This window comes from Salmonella sp. SA15303, from assembly GCF_029962125.1.
Classification (GTDB): domain Bacteria; phylum Pseudomonadota; class Gammaproteobacteria; order Enterobacterales; family Enterobacteriaceae; genus Salmonella; species Salmonella enterica.
Genome location: NZ_CP123924.1, coordinates 3731258 through 3749303 on the forward strand (window position 1 = coordinate 3731258; position 18046 = coordinate 3749303).

13 protein-coding genes, 3 tRNA genes and 3 rRNA genes are annotated in these 18046 nt (G+C 52.4%); 7 read left to right on the top strand and 12 right to left on the bottom strand.

Annotated elements, in window-relative coordinates; all coding sequences use genetic code 11:
- Positions 1-44: 44 nt before the first annotated feature.
- From QEN31_RS18525 to QEN31_RS18535, 3 genes are all read right to left on the bottom strand, one after another.
- On the bottom strand, positions 45-815 hold the full coding sequence (locus QEN31_RS18525) for a class I SAM-dependent methyltransferase (protein WP_000207216.1): 771 nt from the start codon (positions 813-815) through the stop codon (positions 45-47).
- A 77-nt stretch (positions 816-892) separates the two neighbouring features.
- The gene (locus tag QEN31_RS18530) at positions 893-1693 is read right to left on the bottom strand and encodes an endonuclease/exonuclease/phosphatase family protein (protein WP_001230970.1); all 801 of its coding nucleotides are present in this window, start codon (positions 1691-1693) and stop codon (positions 893-895) included.
- A gap of 131 nt (positions 1694-1824) precedes the next feature.
- Positions 1825-3000 (bottom strand): MFS transporter, encoded by a 1176-nt coding sequence (locus QEN31_RS18535; RefSeq protein ID WP_001127537.1) that lies wholly within the window; start codon positions 2998-3000, stop codon positions 1825-1827.
- Between the two features lie 104 nt (positions 3001-3104).
- Here QEN31_RS18535 and yafC point away from each other — a divergent pair, with 104 nt between their 5' ends.
- Entirely contained in the window at positions 3105-4019 is a 915-nt protein-coding gene (gene yafC, locus QEN31_RS18540) for a DNA-binding transcriptional regulator YafC (RefSeq protein ID WP_000648540.1), read from the top strand.
- A gap of 20 nt (positions 4020-4039) precedes the next feature.
- On the opposite strand, the gene dkgB is transcribed toward yafC, so the two are convergent.
- The 8 genes from dkgB to gmhB all read right to left on the bottom strand — a co-directional run bounded on the left by dkgB (position 4040) and on the right by gmhB (position 11486).
- Positions 4040-4843, bottom strand: a complete 804-nt coding sequence (gene dkgB / locus QEN31_RS18545) for a 2,5-didehydrogluconate reductase DkgB (protein ID WP_000154881.1) — start codon at positions 4841-4843, stop codon at positions 4040-4042.
- Between the two features lie 164 nt (positions 4844-5007).
- Positions 5008-5084: transfer RNA gene (locus QEN31_RS18550), tRNA-Asp, on the bottom strand.
- Positions 5085-5275: 191 nt separating this feature from the next.
- Positions 5276-5391 (bottom strand): 5S ribosomal RNA (gene rrf / locus QEN31_RS18555).
- A 196-nt stretch (positions 5392-5587) separates the two neighbouring features.
- Positions 5588-8494, bottom strand: a 23S ribosomal RNA gene (locus QEN31_RS18560).
- 179 nt (positions 8495-8673) lie between these two features.
- Positions 8674-8749, bottom strand: a tRNA-Ala gene (locus QEN31_RS18565).
- A gap of 111 nt (positions 8750-8860) precedes the next feature.
- Positions 8861-8937 (bottom strand) — tRNA-Ile (locus QEN31_RS18570).
- 69 nt (positions 8938-9006) lie between these two features.
- A 16S ribosomal RNA gene (locus tag QEN31_RS18575) occupies positions 9007-10548 on the bottom strand.
- Together the 16S, 23S and 5S rRNA genes with 3 tRNA genes alongside form the textbook arrangement of a ribosomal RNA operon.
- Positions 10549-10919: 371 nt before the next feature.
- A complete protein-coding gene (gene gmhB, locus QEN31_RS18580; protein ID WP_001140158.1) occupies positions 10920-11486 on the bottom strand; it encodes a D-glycero-beta-D-manno-heptose 1,7-bisphosphate 7-phosphatase in 567 nt (188 codons plus the stop codon).
- Positions 11487-11675: 189 nt separating this feature from the next.
- Between gmhB and metN the strand changes: the two genes are divergently transcribed.
- From metN to proS, 6 genes are all read left to right on the top strand, one after another.
- Positions 11676-12707 (top strand): methionine ABC transporter ATP-binding protein MetN, encoded by a 1032-nt coding sequence (gene metN, locus QEN31_RS18585; protein ID WP_000594017.1) that lies wholly within the window; start codon positions 11676-11678, stop codon positions 12705-12707.
- Positions 12700-13353: a methionine ABC transporter permease MetI gene (locus QEN31_RS18590; RefSeq protein WP_001287486.1), complete on the top strand. Its 654-nt coding sequence runs from the start codon at positions 12700-12702 to the stop codon at positions 13351-13353. Before metN ends, QEN31_RS18590 begins: the two co-directional genes overlap by 8 nt.
- Before the next feature lie 38 nt (positions 13354-13391).
- Positions 13392-14207, top strand: a complete 816-nt coding sequence (metQ, locus tag QEN31_RS18595; RefSeq protein ID WP_000874215.1) for a methionine ABC transporter substrate-binding lipoprotein MetQ — start codon at positions 13392-13394, stop codon at positions 14205-14207.
- Between the two features lie 118 nt (positions 14208-14325).
- Positions 14326-14730: an Rcs stress response system protein RcsF gene (rcsF, locus tag QEN31_RS18600; protein ID WP_001202315.1), complete on the top strand. Its 405-nt coding sequence runs from the start codon at positions 14326-14328 to the stop codon at positions 14728-14730.
- The gene (gene tsaA / locus QEN31_RS18605) at positions 14727-15434 is read left to right on the top strand and encodes a tRNA (N6-threonylcarbamoyladenosine(37)-N6)-methyltransferase TrmO (protein WP_000093986.1); all 708 of its coding nucleotides are present in this window, start codon (positions 14727-14729) and stop codon (positions 15432-15434) included. The genes rcsF and tsaA overlap by 4 nt, the downstream gene beginning before the upstream one ends.
- A 110-nt stretch (positions 15435-15544) precedes the next feature.
- On the top strand, positions 15545-17263 hold the full coding sequence (proS, locus tag QEN31_RS18610; protein ID WP_001260683.1) for a proline--tRNA ligase: 1719 nt from the start codon (positions 15545-15547) through the stop codon (positions 17261-17263).
- Positions 17264-17336: 73 nt separating this feature from the next.
- Here proS and nlpE read toward each other — a convergent pair whose 3' ends face one another.
- Positions 17337-18038: an envelope stress response activation lipoprotein NlpE gene (gene nlpE / locus QEN31_RS18615; protein ID WP_099949709.1), complete on the bottom strand. Its 702-nt coding sequence runs from the start codon at positions 18036-18038 to the stop codon at positions 17337-17339.
- Positions 18039-18046 lie beyond the last annotated feature (8 nt).

Genomic DNA, 18046 nt, shown 5'->3' on the forward strand with positions numbered 1-18046 from the left:
GAAAAAGCCAAAAGGCGCCGCTTCCCCCGGCGCCTTTTAAATTGCTATACCGCTTTATGCGCTTCCAGCATGATAGTATCGCTGCTAAACGAGCCGTCATCCTGCAACTCAAAATAACGCTTCACCTCTACCGGGGCGCTCGCCTGATATAATCGAATCGCCTCAACCAACGGCGCTGACGTACGCATCCGCGTTACCCATGAGCGAAACTCCAGCGATAAACGATCTGTTATCACGGTATTCGTTACCAGCATCGCGTTATTGACCATCGCCAGCCATTCGCCACTGGAATAGTTACGGACATGCGACGTGTCGCGTAACGCCTCCACCGTTTGCAGCCAGATATCGCGTACAGGATGTCCAGGCGACATGACATCCATGATAATCAGCACGCCACCGGGCTTTAATACACGATTAACCTCACGCAATGCCTGACCAACGTCGTGCCAGTGATGCGCGGAATAGCGGCTAATCACCATCTCAAACGATGCATCTTCAAAGGGCAGTTTTTCGGCATAGCCTTGCCGGAGAGTAATATTACTTAAATGTCTTTCTTCCGCCGCTCCAGCGACAACCTCAAGCATGCTGGCTGATAAATCGTATGCCACGACCGAATTGGCATGTTGCGCAGCGACAAAACTCGCGTGTCCAGCTCCACATCCCATATCCAGTACGTTCGCGTGGGAAAAATCAGACAGCCTTTGCGCCAGCCGCGCTAAGTCACGACCCGCTGCGTGAACGGCGCTATGTAAATAGGCGTTCGCCTGTGAACCAAACTGCTTTTCAACATTGTCATGGTGGGAATGCGTTGTCATGGTAGTGCCCTTCTGTTATGAGAAAAGTAAAGGGCAGCACCCGCAGAGGCCTGCCCCACGGCAGACCTGACGCACCTTTATTGCTCAGGTTTGCCGGGACTGAATTCAACGAGTAGCGGATTGTGATCGGAAGCGCGCGTCACCAGTACGGAGGCTTCATTCACGTTTAAACCACGATAAAAAACAAAATCCAGCGGTCGTCCAAACGCACGACGGCGCTGATCGTCAGTGAAACGCACCTGGCGCAACGACATCTCACGTGCAAAGCGGTACAACGCATTCATACGTGGGCGGCTCCAGGCATTAAAATCACCCGCCATAATGACAGGGCCGCTATGGTGCGCAATCTGGTCGCCGATCGGAAGTAACTGCTTACTGTATACGTCCACGCCCAGACTAAAATTTACCGCATGAACATTTACTACCATTAATAAACGGGTATCCGGCAAGGGATATACCGTCACCAGGGCTGATTTCGCCAAACGTAAAATTGGTTCTCTTTCCCGTAAAGGGCAGCAGTAAACAGGATGGGCGGCAGAAAGCGTCATGACGCCAGACGGATGCTGAGGTAATACAAAAGCGGGAACCTGGTCGGCGGCAAGATAGTTAGCGGTGGCAAACTGTACCAGTTCAGGCGTCGTCTGTGCCTCCTGCAACAGGACCAGATGCGCATCTTTGCCGTAGTTCTTCAGCACCGATAACCATTCGGCTCGCTGCTGCTTGAATATATTCCACACGAGGATACGGATCCGCTCTTCACTGCTTAGCGGTTCCCCGGCGGGCAATGCCTGGCCAATGCTCGCAAACGACCCTGGCGGCAAAATCCGCTCGGCGGGCTGTCCGGCAACATAGCGCATCGCATAGGTGTTTTTTCGCACTTTTGACTTTCAAACCTCTGTAACGTCAACCAGTCCTCAACCGGACTGGTTCTTCTGTTATAGGGATTTTAGCACTCACTTTCAACGAACAATTGCAGTTTGTTTTGTAAGTAGGCGCTTACATCAATAATTTACTCCAGAGCAATGCGTACAGGTTTATCAAGACGTCCGCTGACGCCCACCAGCAGGAAAGCCACCAGAACAATGAGGGCGCCAATCCACGGCGTCTGCGCCAAACCGTAATGCTCCACCGTTTGCCCGCCAATCACGGAGCCCAGCGCAATACCAATGTTAAACGCCGCAATGTTCAGACCTGACGCCACATCTACCGCATTAGGCGTGAATTGTTCCGCTTTCTGTACCACGTAGACCTGCAAACCCGGTACGTTACCGAAGGCAAAGATCCCCATCACCAGAATGGTAGCCAGCGCGGCATACTGCGTGGAGGCCGTCACCTGGAAGACCATCAGCAGAACAAACAGCGCGGCGAAAATGAATTTCAGCGCCGGCACGGCGCCATGCTTATCCGCCAGTTTACCGCCCCAGATATTGCCGATAGCCACAGATACGCCATAACCCAGTAGGATCCAGCTTACTGCTGCCGGGGAGAATCCCGCCAGATCCTGCATCATCGGCGCCAGGAAGGTGAATGCCGTGAATACCCCGCCGTAGCCAAGCGCCGTAACGGCGTAAATCAGCAACAGACGAGGATGAGTCAGTACTTTCACCTGGTCACGAATGCTGGCGGCCGCCCGACCGGGAATGTTGGCCGGGATCAGCAGTTGACTGCTCATCAGCGCAATCACGCCTAACAGTGATACCGCAAGGAAGGTCTCACGCCAGCCAAAATGCTGACCGATAAATGTTCCCAGCGGCACGCCCGTGACCAGAGCTACCGTTAAACCACCAAACATAATAGCGATCGCAGAAGCCGCTTTCTCTTTTGGCACCAGACTTGTCGCGATGGTAGATCCAATCGAGAAGAACACGCCGTGCGCCAGGCCCGTCAGCAGACGGGCGACGATTAATGTCATATAGCCCGGTGCCTGCCATGCCAGCAAATTCCCCGCCGTAAACAAGACCATCAGCGCGACCAGTAACTGTTTACGCGGCAGGCGTCCGGTCAGCGCGGTTAGCACCGGCGCGCCAATAGCCACACCCAGCGCATAGATTGAAACCAGCATTCCGGCGGAAGGTAACGAGATAGCCAGTTGTTGAGCAATGGTCGGCACCAGGCCGACAATCACAAACTCAGTCGTACCGATAGCGAAAGCACTTATTGTCAGTGCAAATAAAGCGAGAGGCATACATAACTCCATAACAGCAGTAATCAGATGACACGCAGTATGCCTGGATGTTTTAATGACAAAAATAGCCAAAATATCAATTTAATTTTGCTTCAGGAGCAAAGATGAAAGCCACCTCCGAAGAACTCGCAATTTTTGTCGCTGTCGTGGAAAGCGGCAGCTTCAGCCGGGCGGCAGAGCAGCTTGGACAGGCCAATTCCGCTGTCAGCCGGGCAGTTAAAAAGCTGGAGATGAAGCTCGGCGTCAGTCTGCTTAATCGTACGACCCGACAGCTGAGCCTGACTGAAGAAGGAGAGCGATACTTCAGGCGCGTGCAGCAGATACTGCAAGAAATGGCCGCCGCAGAAACGGAAATCATGGAGTCGCGTAATACCCCGCGCGGCTTACTGCGTATCGATGCGGCAACGCCGGTAATGCTGCATTTCCTGATGCCGCTGATTAAACCTTTTCGTGAACGGTATCCGGAAATGACGTTGTCTCTTGTCTCCTCAGAAACGTTCATCAATCTTATTGAACGAAAAGTGGATGTTGCGATACGCGCAGGCACGTTGACAGATTCAAGTCTGCGCGCGCGCCCGTTATTTACCAGCTATCGCAAGATTATCGCTTCACCTGACTATATTGCCCGCTTTGGCAAGCCTGAGAGCGTTGAAGAGTTAAAACGGCATCTGTGCCTGGGGTTCTCTGAACCCATCTCGCTCAATACCTGGCCAATAGCCTGTAGCGATGGGCAGCTCCATGAGATCGAATGTGGGATTTCTTCCAACAGCGGGGAAACGTTAAAACAACTTTGCCTGAACGGTAACGGCATTGCATGTCTTTCAGATTATATGATTGATAAAGAGATCGCGCGGGGAGAACTGGTGGAACTGCTGGCCGATAAACGTCTGCCGGTAGAAATGCCTTTCAGCGCCGTTTACTACAGCGATCGCGCCGTCAGCACACGTATTCGGGCATTTATCGACTTTTTGAGCGAATATATAAGAACAGCTCCCGCAGGAGCTGTGAAAGAGGGGTAAAGGTACAAAGGAGCGGGTAATTAATCCCAGGCAGGAGCCAGTCCTTCCGGGCTAACCAGACGATCGTTGCAGTCCAGTGCCGCGATCGCATTTTTATCTTCGACATCCAGATGCAGGTCCAGTGCCAGCAGGTTGCTTGCCAGGTTTTCACGCCTGGTGGATGAAGGGATCACCGAGTAACCTTCACCCATTGCCCATGCCAGAATAACCTGCGCCGGGGTCGCATTATGTTTAGCCGCAATGCGTGCAATCACTTCATCTTTCAGCGCTTTACCGTATGCCAGCGTCATATAAGAGGTGATATGGATACCGTGCGCTTTCGCCCAGTCAACCACCTTACGATTCTGCAGATACGGAGATAGCTCAATCTGGTTGGTGGCGATATTGTGTGCGCCCACCGCGGCAATAGCCTTTTCCATCAACGGAATGGTGAAGTTTGAAATGCCAATTTCGCGAGTCAGCCCTTGTTTTTTAGCTTCAAGCAATGCCTGCATAAATTCTTCGACAGACACGGCATCACCCGGAGATGGCCAGTGGATCAGCGTCAGATCGACATAATCGGTACGCAGTTTTTTCAGGCTCTCTTTCAGGCTTGGGATTAGCTTGTCTTTGCTAAGGTTTTCAATCCAGATCTTGGTGGTGATGTACAGCTCGCTACGCGGTACGCCGCTCTCAGCAATCGCCTGTCCAACAGCCGCTTCATTATCATAGATTTGCGCAGTGTCGACAGCACGGTAGCCCAGTTCAAGCGCCGTTTTAACAGAAGCGATAACCACGTCGTCTTTCAGGCGAAAAGTACCTAAACCGAATGCAGGGATAGTCATAGAATTCCTCTTTTTAATCACTATGTTCGTTAACTGAGGGAATTATGACCTTCAGCGCTTTGCAGAAAAAGAGCGAGAAATGCAGAGGATTTTTGCGAATTGAGCAATAATTAAATGACAGGAAAAGAAAAAGCCCTGAGCTAATGCTCAGGGCTCTTAATAAGTGGCGGAACGGACGGGACTCGAACCCGCGACCCCCTGCGTGACAGGCAGGTATTCTAACCAACTGAACTACCGCTCCACCGAATTTCTTTGTCACAACCCGGATTTTCATCCCGGTTTACTGCAATTTGATGCCTGGCAGTTTATGAATCACTTCGTGATTCACCCTTCGGGCCGTTGCTTCGCAACGTTCAAAAGCTTTCGCTTTTGTCCTACTCTCTGTCGAGTAGTGAACTGCCCCGAAAGTTAATGCCATACTTCTAATTTGATGCCTGGCAGTTCCCTACTCTCGCATGGGGAGACCCCACACTACCATCGGCGCTACGGCGTTTCACTTCTGAGTTCGGCATGGGGTCAGGTGGGACCACCGCGCTAGTGCCGCCAGGCAAATTCTTTGTGCTCTGTACGCAATTCTTTATCGCATCAGCGGCGTTGCCTGCGCTCGTAAACTCAGTCACATACTTCTGTATGCTCCTTCCTTTCCTTCGCTTGCCGCCTTGCTGCTGCGCAAATTATTGCGTACTCAACTCTGAATCAGTGCTGAAAATCGTCTCTCATCCGCCAAAACATCTTCGGCGTTGTAAGGTTAAGCCTCACGGTTCATTAGTACCGGTTAGCTCAACGCATCGCTGCGCTTACACACCCGGCCTATCAACGTCGTCGTCTTCAACGTTCCTTCAGGAGACTTTAAGTCTCAGGGAGAACTCATCTCGGGGCAAGTTTCGTGCTTAGATGCTTTCAGCACTTATCTCTTCCGCATTTAGCTACCGGGCAGTGCCATTGGCATGACAACCCGAACACCAGTGATGCGTCCACTCCGGTCCTCTCGTACTAGGAGCAGCCCCCCTCAGTTCTCCAGCGCCCACGGCAGATAGGGACCGAACTGTCTCACGACGTTCTAAACCCAGCTCGCGTACCACTTTAAATGGCGAACAGCCATACCCTTGGGACCTACTTCAGCCCCAGGATGTGATGAGCCGACATCGAGGTGCCAAACACCGCCGTCGATATGAACTCTTGGGCGGTATCAGCCTGTTATCCCCGGAGTACCTTTTATCCGTTGAGCGATGGCCCTTCCATTCAGAACCACCGGATCACTATGACCTGCTTTCGCACCTGCTCGCGCCGTCACGCTCGCAGTCAAGCTGGCTTATGCCATTGCACTAACCTCCTGATGTCCGACCAGGATTAGCCAACCTTCGTGCTCCTCCGTTACTCTTTAGGAGGAGACCGCCCCAGTCAAACTACCCACCAGACACTGTCCGCAACCCGGATCACGGGTCCACGTTAGAACATCAAACATTAAAGGGTGGTATTTCAAGGTCGGCTCCACGCAGACTGGCGTCCACGCTTCAAAGCCTCCCACCTATCCTACACATCAAGGCTCAATGTTCAGTGTCAAGCTATAGTAAAGGTTCACGGGGTCTTTCCGTCTTGCCGCGGGTACACTGCATCTTCACAGCGAGTTCAATTTCACTGAGTCTCGGGTGGAGACAGCCTGGCCATCATTACGCCATTCGTGCAGGTCGGAACTTACCCGACAAGGAATTTCGCTACCTTAGGACCGTTATAGTTACGGCCGCCGTTTACCGGGGCTTCGATCAGGAGCTTCGCTTGCGCTGACCCCATCAATTAACCTTCCGGCACCGGGCAGGCGTCACACCGTATACGTCCACTTTCGTGTTTGCACAGTGCTGTGTTTTTAATAAACAGTTGCAGCCAGCTGGTATCTTCGACTGACTTCAGCTCCATGAGTAAATCACTTCACCTACGTGTCAGCGTGCCTTCTCCCGAAGTTACGGCACCATTTTGCCTAGTTCCTTCACCCGAGTTCTCTCAAGCGCCTTGGTATTCTCTACCTGACCACCTGTGTCGGTTTGGGGTACGATTTGATGTTACCTGATGCTTAGAGGCTTTTCCTGGAAGCAGGGCATTTGTTGCTTCAGCACCGTAGTGCCTCGTCGTCACGCCTCAGTGTTAAAGTGAACCGGATTTACCTGGAACACACACCTACACGCTTAAACCGGGACAACCGTCGCCCGGCCAACATAGCCTTCTCCGTCCCCCCTTCGCAGTAACACCAAGTACGGGAATATTAACCCGTTTCCCATCGACTACGCCTTTCGGCCTCGCCTTAGGGGTCGACTCACCCTGCCCCGATTAACGTTGGACAGGAACCCTTGGTCTTCCGGCGAGCGGGCTTTTCACCCGCTTTATCGTTACTTATGTCAGCATTCGCACTTCTGATACCTCCAGCATGCCTCACGACACACCTTCACAGGCTTACAGAACGCTCCCCTACCCAACAACACACAGTGTCGCTGCCGCAGCTTCGGTGCATGGTTTAGCCCCGTTACATCTTCCGCGCAGGCCGACTCGACCAGTGAGCTATTACGCTTTCTTTAAATGATGGCTGCTTCTAAGCCAACATCCTGGCTGTCTGGGCCTTCCCACATCGTTTCCCACTTAACCATGACTTTGGGACCTTAGCTGGCGGTCTGGGTTGTTTCCCTCTTCACGACGGACGTTAGCACCCGCCGTGTGTCTCCCGTGATAACATTCTCCGGTATTCGCAGTTTGCATCGGGTTGGTAAGCCGGGATGGCCCCCTAGCCGAAACAGTGCTCTACCCCCGGAGATGAATTCACGAGGCGCTACCTAAATAGCTTTCGGGGAGAACCAGCTATCTCCCGGTTTGATTGGCCTTTCACCCCCAGCCACAGGTCATCCGCTAATTTTTCAACATTAGTCGGTTCGGTCCTCCAGTTAGTGTTACCCAACCTTCAACCTGCCCATGGCTAGATCACCGGGTTTCGGGTCTATACCCTGCAACTTAACGCCCAATTAAGACTCGGTTTCCCTCCGGCTCCCCTATACGGTTAACCTTGCTACAGAATATAAGTCGCTGACCCATTATACAAAAGGTACGCAGTCACACAGGTAAACCTGTGCTCCCACTGCTTGTACGTACACGGTTTCAGGTTCTTTTTCACTCCCCTCGCCGGGGTTCTTTTCGCCTTTCCCTCACGGTACTGGTTCACTATCGGTCAGTCAGGAGTATTTAGCCTTGGAGGATGGTCCCCCCATATTCAGACAGGATACCACGTGTCCCGCCCTACTCATCGAGCTCACAGCACATGCGCTTTTGTGTACGGGGCTGTCACCCTGTATCGCGCGCCTTTCCAGACGCTTCCACTAACACACATGCTGATTCAGGCTCTGGGCTCCTCCCCGTTCGCTCGCCGCTACTGGGGGAATCTCGGTTGATTTCTTTTCCTCGGGGTACTTAGATGTTTCAGTTCCCCCGGTTCGCCTCATTAACCTATGGATTCAGTTAATGATAGTGTGACGAGTCACACTGGGTTTCCCCATTCGGGTATCGCCGGTTATAACGGTTCATATCACCTTACCGGCGCTTATCGCAGATTAGCACGCCCTTCATCGCCTCTGACTGCCAGGGCATCCACCGTGTACGCTTAGTCGCTTAACCTCACAACCCGAAGATGTTTCGTAAAACATTCTCGTGTCGCGAAAATTTGAGAGACTCACGAACAACTTTCGTTGTTCTGTGTTTCAATTTTCAGCTTGATCCAGATTTTTAAAGAGCAAAACTTCGCAGTGAACCCTTTCAGGTACACTCTGAAGTATTTTTTGTAAACACTCACGAGATGGTGGAGCTATGCGGGATCGAACCGCAGACCTCCTGCGTGCAAAGCAGGCGCTCTCCCAGCTGAGCTATAGCCCCATCGTGTAGTCAGAACCTCTTTACCGATAATTTTTCCTGAGACAAGGCGTGGAATAACGAAGCATACATCAGTATGTGAGTTATTTCACAACGCAGTATTCAGGGAAAATTTGGTAGGCCTGAGTGGACTTGAACCACCGACCTCACCCTTATCAGGGGTGCGCTCTAACCACCTGAGCTACAAGCCTGTAGAGGTTTTACTGCTCGTTTTTCATCAGACAATCTGTGTGAGCACTGCAAAGAACAGTTCTTTAAGGTAAGGAGGTGATCCAACCGCAGGTTCCCCTACGGTTACCTTGTTACGACTTCACCCCAGTCATGAATCACAAAGTGGTAAGCGCCCTCCCGAAGGTTAAGCTACCTACTTCTTTTGCAACCCACTCCCATGGTGTGACGGGCGGTGTGTACAAGGCCCGGGAACGTATTCACCGTGGCATTCTGATCCACGATTACTAGCGATTCCGACTTCATGGAGTCGAGTTGCAGACTCCAATCCGGACTACGACGCACTTTATGAGGTCCGCTTGCTCTCGCGAGGTCGCTTCTCTTTGTATGCGCCATTGTAGCACGTGTGTAGCCCTGGTCGTAAGGGCCATGATGACTTGACGTCATCCCCACCTTCCTCCAGTTTATCACTGGCAGTCTCCTTTGAGTTCCCGACCTAATCGCTGGCAACAAAGGATAAGGGTTGCGCTCGTTGCGGGACTTAACCCAACATTTCACAACACGAGCTGACGACAGCCATGCAGCACCTGTCTCACAGTTCCCGAAGGCACCAATCCATCTCTGGAAAGTTCTGTGGATGTCAAGACCAGGTAAGGTTCTTCGCGTTGCATCGAATTAAACCACATGCTCCACCGCTTGTGCGGGCCCCCGTCAATTCATTTGAGTTTTAACCTTGCGGCCGTACTCCCCAGGCGGTCTACTTAACGCGTTAGCTCCGGAAGCCACGCCTCAAGGGCACAACCTCCAAGTAGACATCGTTTACGGCGTGGACTACCAGGGTATCTAATCCTGTTTGCTCCCCACGCTTTCGCACCTGAGCGTCAGTCTTTGTCCAGGGGGCCGCCTTCGCCACCGGTATTCCTCCAGATCTCTACGCATTTCACCGCTACACCTGGAATTCTACCCCCCTCTACAAGACTCAAGCCTGCCAGTTTCGAATGCAGTTCCCAGGTTGAGCCCGGGGATTTCACATCCGACTTGACAGACCGCCTGCGTGCGCTTTACGCCCAGTAATTCCGATTAACGCTTGCACCCTCCGTATTACCGCGGCTGCTGGCACGGAGTTAGCCGGTGCTTCTTCTGCGGGTAACGTCAATTGCTGCGGTTATTAACCACAACACCTTCCTCCCCGCTGAAAGTACTTTACAACCCGAAGGCCTTCTTCATACACGCGGCATGGCTGCATCAGGCTTGCGCCCATTGTGCAATATTCCCCACTGCTGCCTCCCGTAGGAGTCTGGACCGTGTCTCAGTTCCAGTGTGGCTGGTCATCCTCTCAGACCAGCTAGGGATCGTCGCCTTGGTGAGCCGTTACCTCACCAACAAGCTAATCCCATCTGGGCACATCTGATGGCAAGAGGCCCTAAGGTCCCCCTCTTTGGTCTTGCGACGTTATGCGGTATTAGCCACCGTTTCCAGTAGTTATCCCCCTCCATCAGGCAGTTTCCCAGACATTACTCACCCGTCCGCCACTCGTCAGCGAAGCAGCAAGCTGCTTCCTGTTACCGTTCGACTTGCATGTGTTAGGCCTGCCGCCAGCGTTCAATCTGAGCCATGATCAAACTCTTCAATTTAAAAGTTTGATGCTCAATGAATTAAACTTCGTAATGAATTACGTGTTCACTCGTTGAGACTTGGTATTCATTTTTCGTCCGAGGACGTTAAGAATCCGTATCTTCGAGTGCCCACACAGATTGTCTGATAAATTGTTAAAGAGCAGATGCGACGCGGCCTGCAGCTCACCGTCGCGAGGTGGCGTATATTACGCTTTCCTCTTTCAGAGTCAACCCTGAATTTCAGGATTTTTCTCTTCAACCGACCGGCTGTTTGTGTGAAGTGATTCACATCCGCCGTGTCGATGGAGGCGCATTATAGGGAGTCGGTTCAGGAAGACAAGCGGAAAAATGCATTTTTGTTTTAACCGCTCATCTTTTATCCATAACGCTTATTTTTGCTGCTTTTTTATCGCCGATGGCAGATCGGCAAGGCTGTTTAACACCCAGTCCGCCGCGTTTTCTGCTTCTGCCGTGACCGGTTTGCCCGTACGCACCAGCACTTTTGTCCCGACATTTGCCGCCGCAGCCGCCTGCATATCTTCCAGCTTGTCTCCCACCATATAAGAAGCCGCCATATCGATATGCAGGAAATCACGCGCCGAGATAAGCATTCCTGGATGCGGCTTGCGGCAATCACATACCTGACGGAACTCTTCTATACTGCCCTGCGGATGGTGAGGACAATAATAGATGCCGTCCAAATCAACATCGCGATCCGCCAACGACCAGTCCATCCATTCGGTTAACGTTTCAAACTGCGCCTCAGTGAATTTGCCGCGCGCGATTCCGGACTGGTTCGTCACCACCACCAACGCATAGCCCATTTTTTTTAGCTCGCGCATCGCGTCAATAACACCGTCTATAAACTCGAATGCATCGATTTCATGTACGTAGCCGTGATCCACATTAATGGTGCCGTCACGGTCGAGAAAAATTGCGGGTACAGACTTTGCCACCTTTTATAGCTCCTGAGTAAAGCAAGTGGCGCTAGTATCGCATGTTTCAGCAGGCAAGAAAGTGCTCATCGTATAAAGCCTGATTGATTTAGACGTCTGGATGCCTTAACATCCATTCTGTTGACGGCGTTGACCGTATTAGGCAGACGAAAATGCCTCCGCTCATTTCATTACGATAATAAAGAATCAATGATTAAACTTTCGAATATTACCAAAGTGTTCCAGCAGGGGGCGCGCACCATTCAGGCGCTGAACAATGTCAGCCTGCATGTCCCTGCCGGACAAATTTACGGCGTCATCGGCGCCTCCGGCGCCGGTAAAAGTACGCTCATTCGCTGCGTAAACTTACTTGAACGTCCAACCGAAGGTAGCGTTCAGGTCGGTGGTCAGGAGCTGACAACGCTTTCAGAGTCTGAGTTGACCAAAGCTCGCCGTCAAATCGGCATGATTTTCCAACATTTTAACCTGCTCTCTTCCCGTACCGTATTTGGCAACGTCGCGTTGCCGCTGGAACTGGATAACACACCAAAGGAAGAGATCAAACGCCGTGTCACAGAGCTGCTGGATTTAGTCGGTCTTGGCGACAAGCACGACAGCTATCCGGCAAATCTTTCCGGCGGTCAGAAACAGCGTGTCGCGATTGCCCGCGCGTTAGCCAGTAATCCAAAAGTGTTGCTGTGCGATGAAGCCACCAGCGCGCTTGATCCCGCAACGACCCGTTCGATTCTGGAATTGCTGAAAGATATCAACCGTCGTCTGGGGTTGACGATTCTGCTTATCACTCATGAAATGGATGTCGTAAAACGTATCTGCGACTGCGTTGCCGTCATCAGTAATGGCGAGCTTATTGAGCAGGATACGGTCAGCGAAGTCTTCTCGCATCCTAAAACGCCGCTGGCGCAGAAGTTTATTCAGTCCACTCTGCACCTGGACATTCCGGAAGATTACCAGGCGCGTTTGAAAGCGTCGCCGGAAACTGACAGCGTGCCGATGCTGCGCATGGAGTTCACCGGGCAGTCTGTGGATGCCCCACTGCTTTCTGAAACCGCGCGTCGTTTCAACGTGAACAATAATATTATCAGCGCGCAGATGGATTACGCGGGCGGTGTGAAGTTCGGCATTATGCTAACGGAAATGCACGGCACACAAGAAGAGACGCAAGCCGCAATTGCCTGGCTGCAGGATCACCATGTGAAAGTAGAGGTACTGGGTTATGTCTGAGGCAATGATGTGGTTACTGGTTCGTGGCGTCTGGGAAACGCTGGCGATGACCTTTGTCTCCGGTTTCTTCGGTTTCGTGATTGGCCTGCCGGTTGGCGTATTGCTGTATGTTACGCGCCCGGGGCAGATTATGGAGAACGCCAGGCTGTATCGCTCCCTCTCTGCGGTGGTCAATATTTTCCGCTCGATTCCCTTTATCATCCTGTTGGTGTGGATGATTCCTTTTACCCGAATAATTGTCGGCACCTCCATTGGTTTGCAGGCCGCGATTGTACCGCTGACCGTCGGCGCCGCGCCTTTTATCGCCCGTATGGTGGAAAATGCGTTGTTAGAGATCCCTGCCGGGCTGATTGAAGCCTCGCGAGCGATGGGCGCCACGCCGCTGCAAATTGTACGTAAAATCCTTTTACCGGAAGCGCTGCCTGGTCTGGTGAATGCGGCAACCATTACACTGATCACCCTGGTCGGTTACTCCGCAATGGGCGGCGCCGTCGGCGCAGGCGGCCTCGGTCAAATCGGCTATCAGTACGGTTATATTGGATACAATGCTACCGTGATGAATACGGTGCTGGTATTACTTGTCGTTCTGGTTTATTTAATTCAGTTATCCGGCGATCGCATCGTCAGGGCTGTCACGCATAAGTAACGTTAAACACAACACAAATACTCATTAAGGAAATAAGCATGGCGTTCAAATTCAAAACCTTTGCGGCAGTGGGTGCTCTGATTGGTTCTCTGGCACTTGCGGGTTGCGGTCAGGATGAAAAAGATCCGAATCATATTAAAGTCGGCGTAATCGTTGGCGCAGAGCAGCAAGTTGCCGAAGTCGCGCAGAAAGTCGCGAAAGAAAAATACGGCCTGGACGTGGAATTGGTGACCTTTAATGATTATGTTCTGCCTAATGAAGCGCTAAGCAAAGGCGATATCGATGCCAATGCCTTCCAGCACAAACCGTATCTGGATCAGCAAATCAAAGATCGCGGTTACAAACTGGTTTCCGTTGGTAAGACTTTTGTCTATCCCATTGCAGGATATTCCAAAAAAATCAAATCTCTGGATGAGCTCAAGGACGGTTCCCAGGTCGCTGTGCCTAACGACCCGACCAACCTTGGTCGTTCCCTGTTGCTGCTGCAAAAAGTAGGGCTGATTAAACTGAAAGACGGCGTCGGTCTGCTTCCTACCTCGCTGGATATCGTGGAAAACCCGAAAAATCTGAAAATTGTTGAGCTGGAAGCGCCGCAGTTGCCGCGTTCGCTGGATGACGCGCAGATCGCGTTAGCGGTCATCAATACGACTTACGCCAGCCAGATTGGCCTGACGCCAGCGAAAGACGGTATCTTCGTTGAAGATAAAGATTCTCCGTACGTTAACCTGATCGTGACGCGTGAAGATAACAAAGACGCCGAGAATGTGAAAAAATTCGTTCAGGCTTACCAGTCTGATGAAGTGTACGAAGCCGCAAATAAAGTTTTTAATGGCGGCGCGGTGAAAGGCTGGTAAGTTTTAGGCTGATTCCACAATCTGTAATATTATTCAGGACGGGCTATTGCCCGTCTTGTCATTTATGCAAGCTCCTGATTCAATATCTGGCAATTAGAACATTCATTGAGGAAATATTATGCGTGCTTTACCGATCTGTTTATTGGCACTCATGCTGGGCGGTTGTTCCATGCTAAGCAGATCCCCTGTTGAACCCGTTCAAAGCACCGCAACCCCGCCAAAAGCGGAGCCGGAGAAACCTAAAGCGCCGCGTGCCGCTCCCGTCAGGATTTACACCAATGCTGAAGACTTAGTCGGCAAACCTTTCCGCGATCTTGGCGAAGTTAGCGGCGAATCCTGCCAGGCGACAAATCAAGACTCTCCGCCTAACATTCCAACTGCGCGCAAGCGTATGCAGATTAATGCCTCTAAAATGAAAGCCAACGCCGTCCTGCTGCACAGCTGTGAAATTACCAGCGGCACGCCAGGCTGCTACCGTCAGGCGGTTTGTATCGGGTCCGCCCTGAATATTTCGGCGAAATGAGCAGCTTTCAGTTTGAACAAATCGGCGTTATTCGCTCCCCCTATAAAGAAAAATTCGCCGTTCCGCGCCAGCCTGGTCTGGTCAAAAGCGCCTGCGGCGAACTGCATCTGATAGCGCCTTACAACCAGGCCGATGCCGTTCGCGGCCTGGAGGCGTTCAGCCATTTGTGGGTACTTTTCGTTTTTCATCAGACGATGGACGGCGGCTGGCGGCCAACAGTTCGTCCGCCCCGTCTTGGCGGTAACGCCAGAATGGGCGTTTTTGCCACGCGCTCCACGTTCCGCCCCAATCCGATTGGCATGTCGCTCGTTGCGCTAAAAGGTATCGAGTGCCGGAAAGAGAGCGTAATTCTGAAATTAGGCAGTCTGGATCTGGTGGATGGCACGCCGGTCGTGGATATTAAACCGTATTTACCGTTTGCCGAGGCCTTACCGGACGCCGCCGCCAGCTATGCGCAACAGGCGCCGATAGCTGAAATGCCCGTGAGTTTTACCGCTGAGGTGGCTCAACAGCTTACGACGCTGGAAAGGCGTTATCCGCAGCTACGGACATTTATTTGCGATGTGCTGGCGCAAGATCCTCGCCCGGCTTATCGTAAGGGTGAAGAGACGGGCAAAACCTATGCCGTCTGGCTGCATGATTTTAACGTGCGCTGGCGTGTGGTTAACTCGGGATTTGAAGTGTTTGCGCTGGAACCACGGTAATTTCACGCCCTTCTCTTTTGACATCTCTTGCACGCTGGTAAACTAAATCACTTTTTTTGTATCAGGCTCACATTGAGCCTGTTCGATCGTTCAACTGGAACCGTAACAACATGCGTACTAGCCAATACCTGCTCTCCACTCTGAAGGAGACACCTGCCGACGCCGAGGTTATCAGCCACCAGCTGATGCTGCGCGCCGGGATGATCCGCAAGCTCGCCTCCGGGTTATATACCTGGCTGCCGACCGGCCTGCGCGTCCTGAAAAAAGTCGAAAACATCGTGCGTGAAGAGATGAACAACGCCGGTGCTATCGAGGTGTCGATGCCAGTCGTTCAGCCAGCCGACCTGTGGCAAGAGAGTGGTCGTTGGGAACAGTACGGTCCGGAACTGCTGCGTTTTGTCGACCGTGGCGAGCGTCCGTTCGTACTCGGCCCGACCCACGAAGAAGTTATCACCGATCTGGTGCGTAATGAACTCAGCTCTTATAAGCAGTTGCCGCTGAACTTCTTCCAAATCCAGACCAAATTCCGTGATGAAGTGCGTCCGCGCTTTGGCGTGATGCGTTCGCGCGAATTCCTGATGAAAGATGCTTACTCTTTCCACACCTCTCAGGAGTCGTTGCAGGAAACCTATGACGCCATGTACGCCGCGTATAGCCGTATCTTCAGCCGTATGGGGCTGGATTTCCGCGCGGTACAGGCCGATACCGGTTCTATCGGCGGCAACGCCTCGCATGAATTCCAGGTGCTGGCGCAAAGCGGCGAAGACGATATCGTTTTCTCTGATGTTTCTGATTACGCGGCTAACATTGAACTGGCAGAAGCTATCGCGCCGCAAACGCCGCGCGCAGCGGCGACGCAGGAAATGACTCTGGTCGATACGCCAAATGCCAAAACCATCGCGGAGCTGGTGGAACAATTCAACCTGCCAATTGAAAAAACGGTAAAAACGCTGCTGGTGAAAGCGGTGAAAGACAGCAAGTCTCCGCTGGTGGCTCTGCTGGTTCGCGGCGATCATGAACTGAATGAAGTTAAAGCGGAAAAACTGCCGCACGTTGCCAGCCCGCTGACCTTCGCTACCGAAGAAGAGATTCGCGCCGTGATTAATGCCGGCCCTGGCTCCCTCGGCCCGGTCAATATGCCGATTCCGGTCATCATCGATCGCACCGTTGCCGCCATGAGCGATTTTGCCGCTGGCGCCAACATCGACGGTAAACACTACTTTGGTATTAACTGGGATCGCGATGTGGCGACGCCTGTTGTTGCCGACATCCGTAACGTAGTCGCCGGCGATCCGAGTCCGGATGGTCAGGGAACGTTGCTTATCAAACGCGGTATCGAAGTGGGTCACATCTTCCAGTTAGGTACCAAGTACTCAGAAGCGCTGAAAGCCTCCGTTCAGGGTGAAGATGGCCGTAACCAGATCCTGACAATGGGCTGCTACGGTATCGGCGTAACACGTGTCGTTGCCGCTGCTATCGAGCAGAACTTTGACGAGCGCGGCATTGTATGGCCTGACGCCATTGCGCCTTTCCAGGTCGCTATTCTGCCGATGAATATGCACAAATCCTTCCGTGTGCAGGAGCTGGCGGAAAAGCTGTACAGCGAATTGCGCGCGCAGGGCATTGAAGTGCTGATGGACGACCGTAAAGAGCGCCCGGGCGTGATGTTTGCCGATATGGAGCTGATTGGTATTCCACATACTATCGTGATTGGCGATCGCAACCTGGATAACGACGATATTGAGTATAAATACCGTCGTAGCGGTGAAAAATCGCTGATTAAAACCGGCGATATCGTTGATTATCTGGTCAAGGCGATTAAAGGCTAAACGACATTTTGTTGGGGTTGCCCGGCGCCATCCGGCAGATATGTAAAGGCCTCGCACCCTGCGAGGCCTTTTATTAGTGAGTGCAATCTTTACCCGGCGCAAACTTCGCATTTTTATCGGCTATTAGCGTTTTTACCGGCTCGCCCGTGTCCGGGTTCGCGGCAAACACAAAATGCCCTTCTACCGTCAGCAGCACCGGTTTTTCCGCTTCACCTTTCGCCGCCAGATAGCCGCGCTCAAGCTGGGCGTTACTGGCGACCGGCAGCCGTTTTCCGGTCGCGCAATCGGTAAAGGTCGCCGCATCGGCCCTGTATACATACATACCACGCAGCGGCATTGGCGTTACCGGCAGGCTGGCGGTAACAGGCACCAGCGTATAATTAAGCTGCGAAGCCACCGGATTGCCTTCTCTGTCGAGCATCTCCAGCGCATTGCCCTTCGCGCGATAATACGATTTCTCGCCATTGCTGTCGGTTAACACCAGTTTATCCGCCGTCCGCGCCCTGGTACCGTATGACGCAAAAGAGGAAGGTTCTTCGCGCACGCCCTGATAGCGCTCGTTCATCACCCATGTGCCGTCTTTTTCCAGAAATAGTGACGTTTCAATACCTTCACAATCCGCACAGGGCAGCACGCCGCGCCAGCTTTGCTGCATGGGTTTTAATTCCGCCGCCTGCGCAGGTTGCAGGGCGTCAACTTCCGCACGGTTATTACACCCTATCAATGCAAATAGCGTACAGGCTGCCGCTACTGACAATATTGCTGTTCTCACCATAAAATCCT

Excerpts from the sequence above, each read along its gene's own strand:
- yafC (WP_000648540.1), top strand. The coding sequence starts at position 3,105 with ATGAAAGCCACCTCCGAAGAACTCGCAATTTTTGTCGCTGTCGTGGAA.
- tsaA (WP_000093986.1), top strand. The coding sequence starts at position 14,727 with ATGAGCAGCTTTCAGTTTGAACAAATCGGCGTTATTCGCTCCCCCTAT.
- nlpE (WP_099949709.1), bottom strand. The coding sequence starts at position 18,038 with ATGGTGAGAACAGCAATATTGTCAGTAGCGGCAGCCTGTACGCTATTT.
- QEN31_RS18590 (WP_001287486.1), top strand. The coding sequence starts at position 12,700 with ATGTCTGAGGCAATGATGTGGTTACTGGTTCGTGGCGTCTGGGAAACG.
- metN (WP_000594017.1), top strand. The coding sequence starts at position 11,676 with ATGATTAAACTTTCGAATATTACCAAAGTGTTCCAGCAGGGGGCGCGC.
- QEN31_RS18535 (WP_001127537.1), bottom strand. The coding sequence starts at position 3,000 with ATGCCTCTCGCTTTATTTGCACTGACAATAAGTGCTTTCGCTATCGGT.
- rcsF (WP_001202315.1), top strand. The coding sequence starts at position 14,326 with ATGCGTGCTTTACCGATCTGTTTATTGGCACTCATGCTGGGCGGTTGT.
- dkgB (WP_000154881.1), bottom strand. The coding sequence starts at position 4,843 with ATGACTATCCCTGCATTCGGTTTAGGTACTTTTCGCCTGAAAGACGAC.
- metQ (WP_000874215.1), top strand. The coding sequence starts at position 13,392 with ATGGCGTTCAAATTCAAAACCTTTGCGGCAGTGGGTGCTCTGATTGGT.
- QEN31_RS18525 (WP_000207216.1), bottom strand. The coding sequence starts at position 815 with ATGACAACGCATTCCCACCATGACAATGTTGAAAAGCAGTTTGGTTCA.
- proS (WP_001260683.1), top strand. The coding sequence starts at position 15,545 with ATGCGTACTAGCCAATACCTGCTCTCCACTCTGAAGGAGACACCTGCC.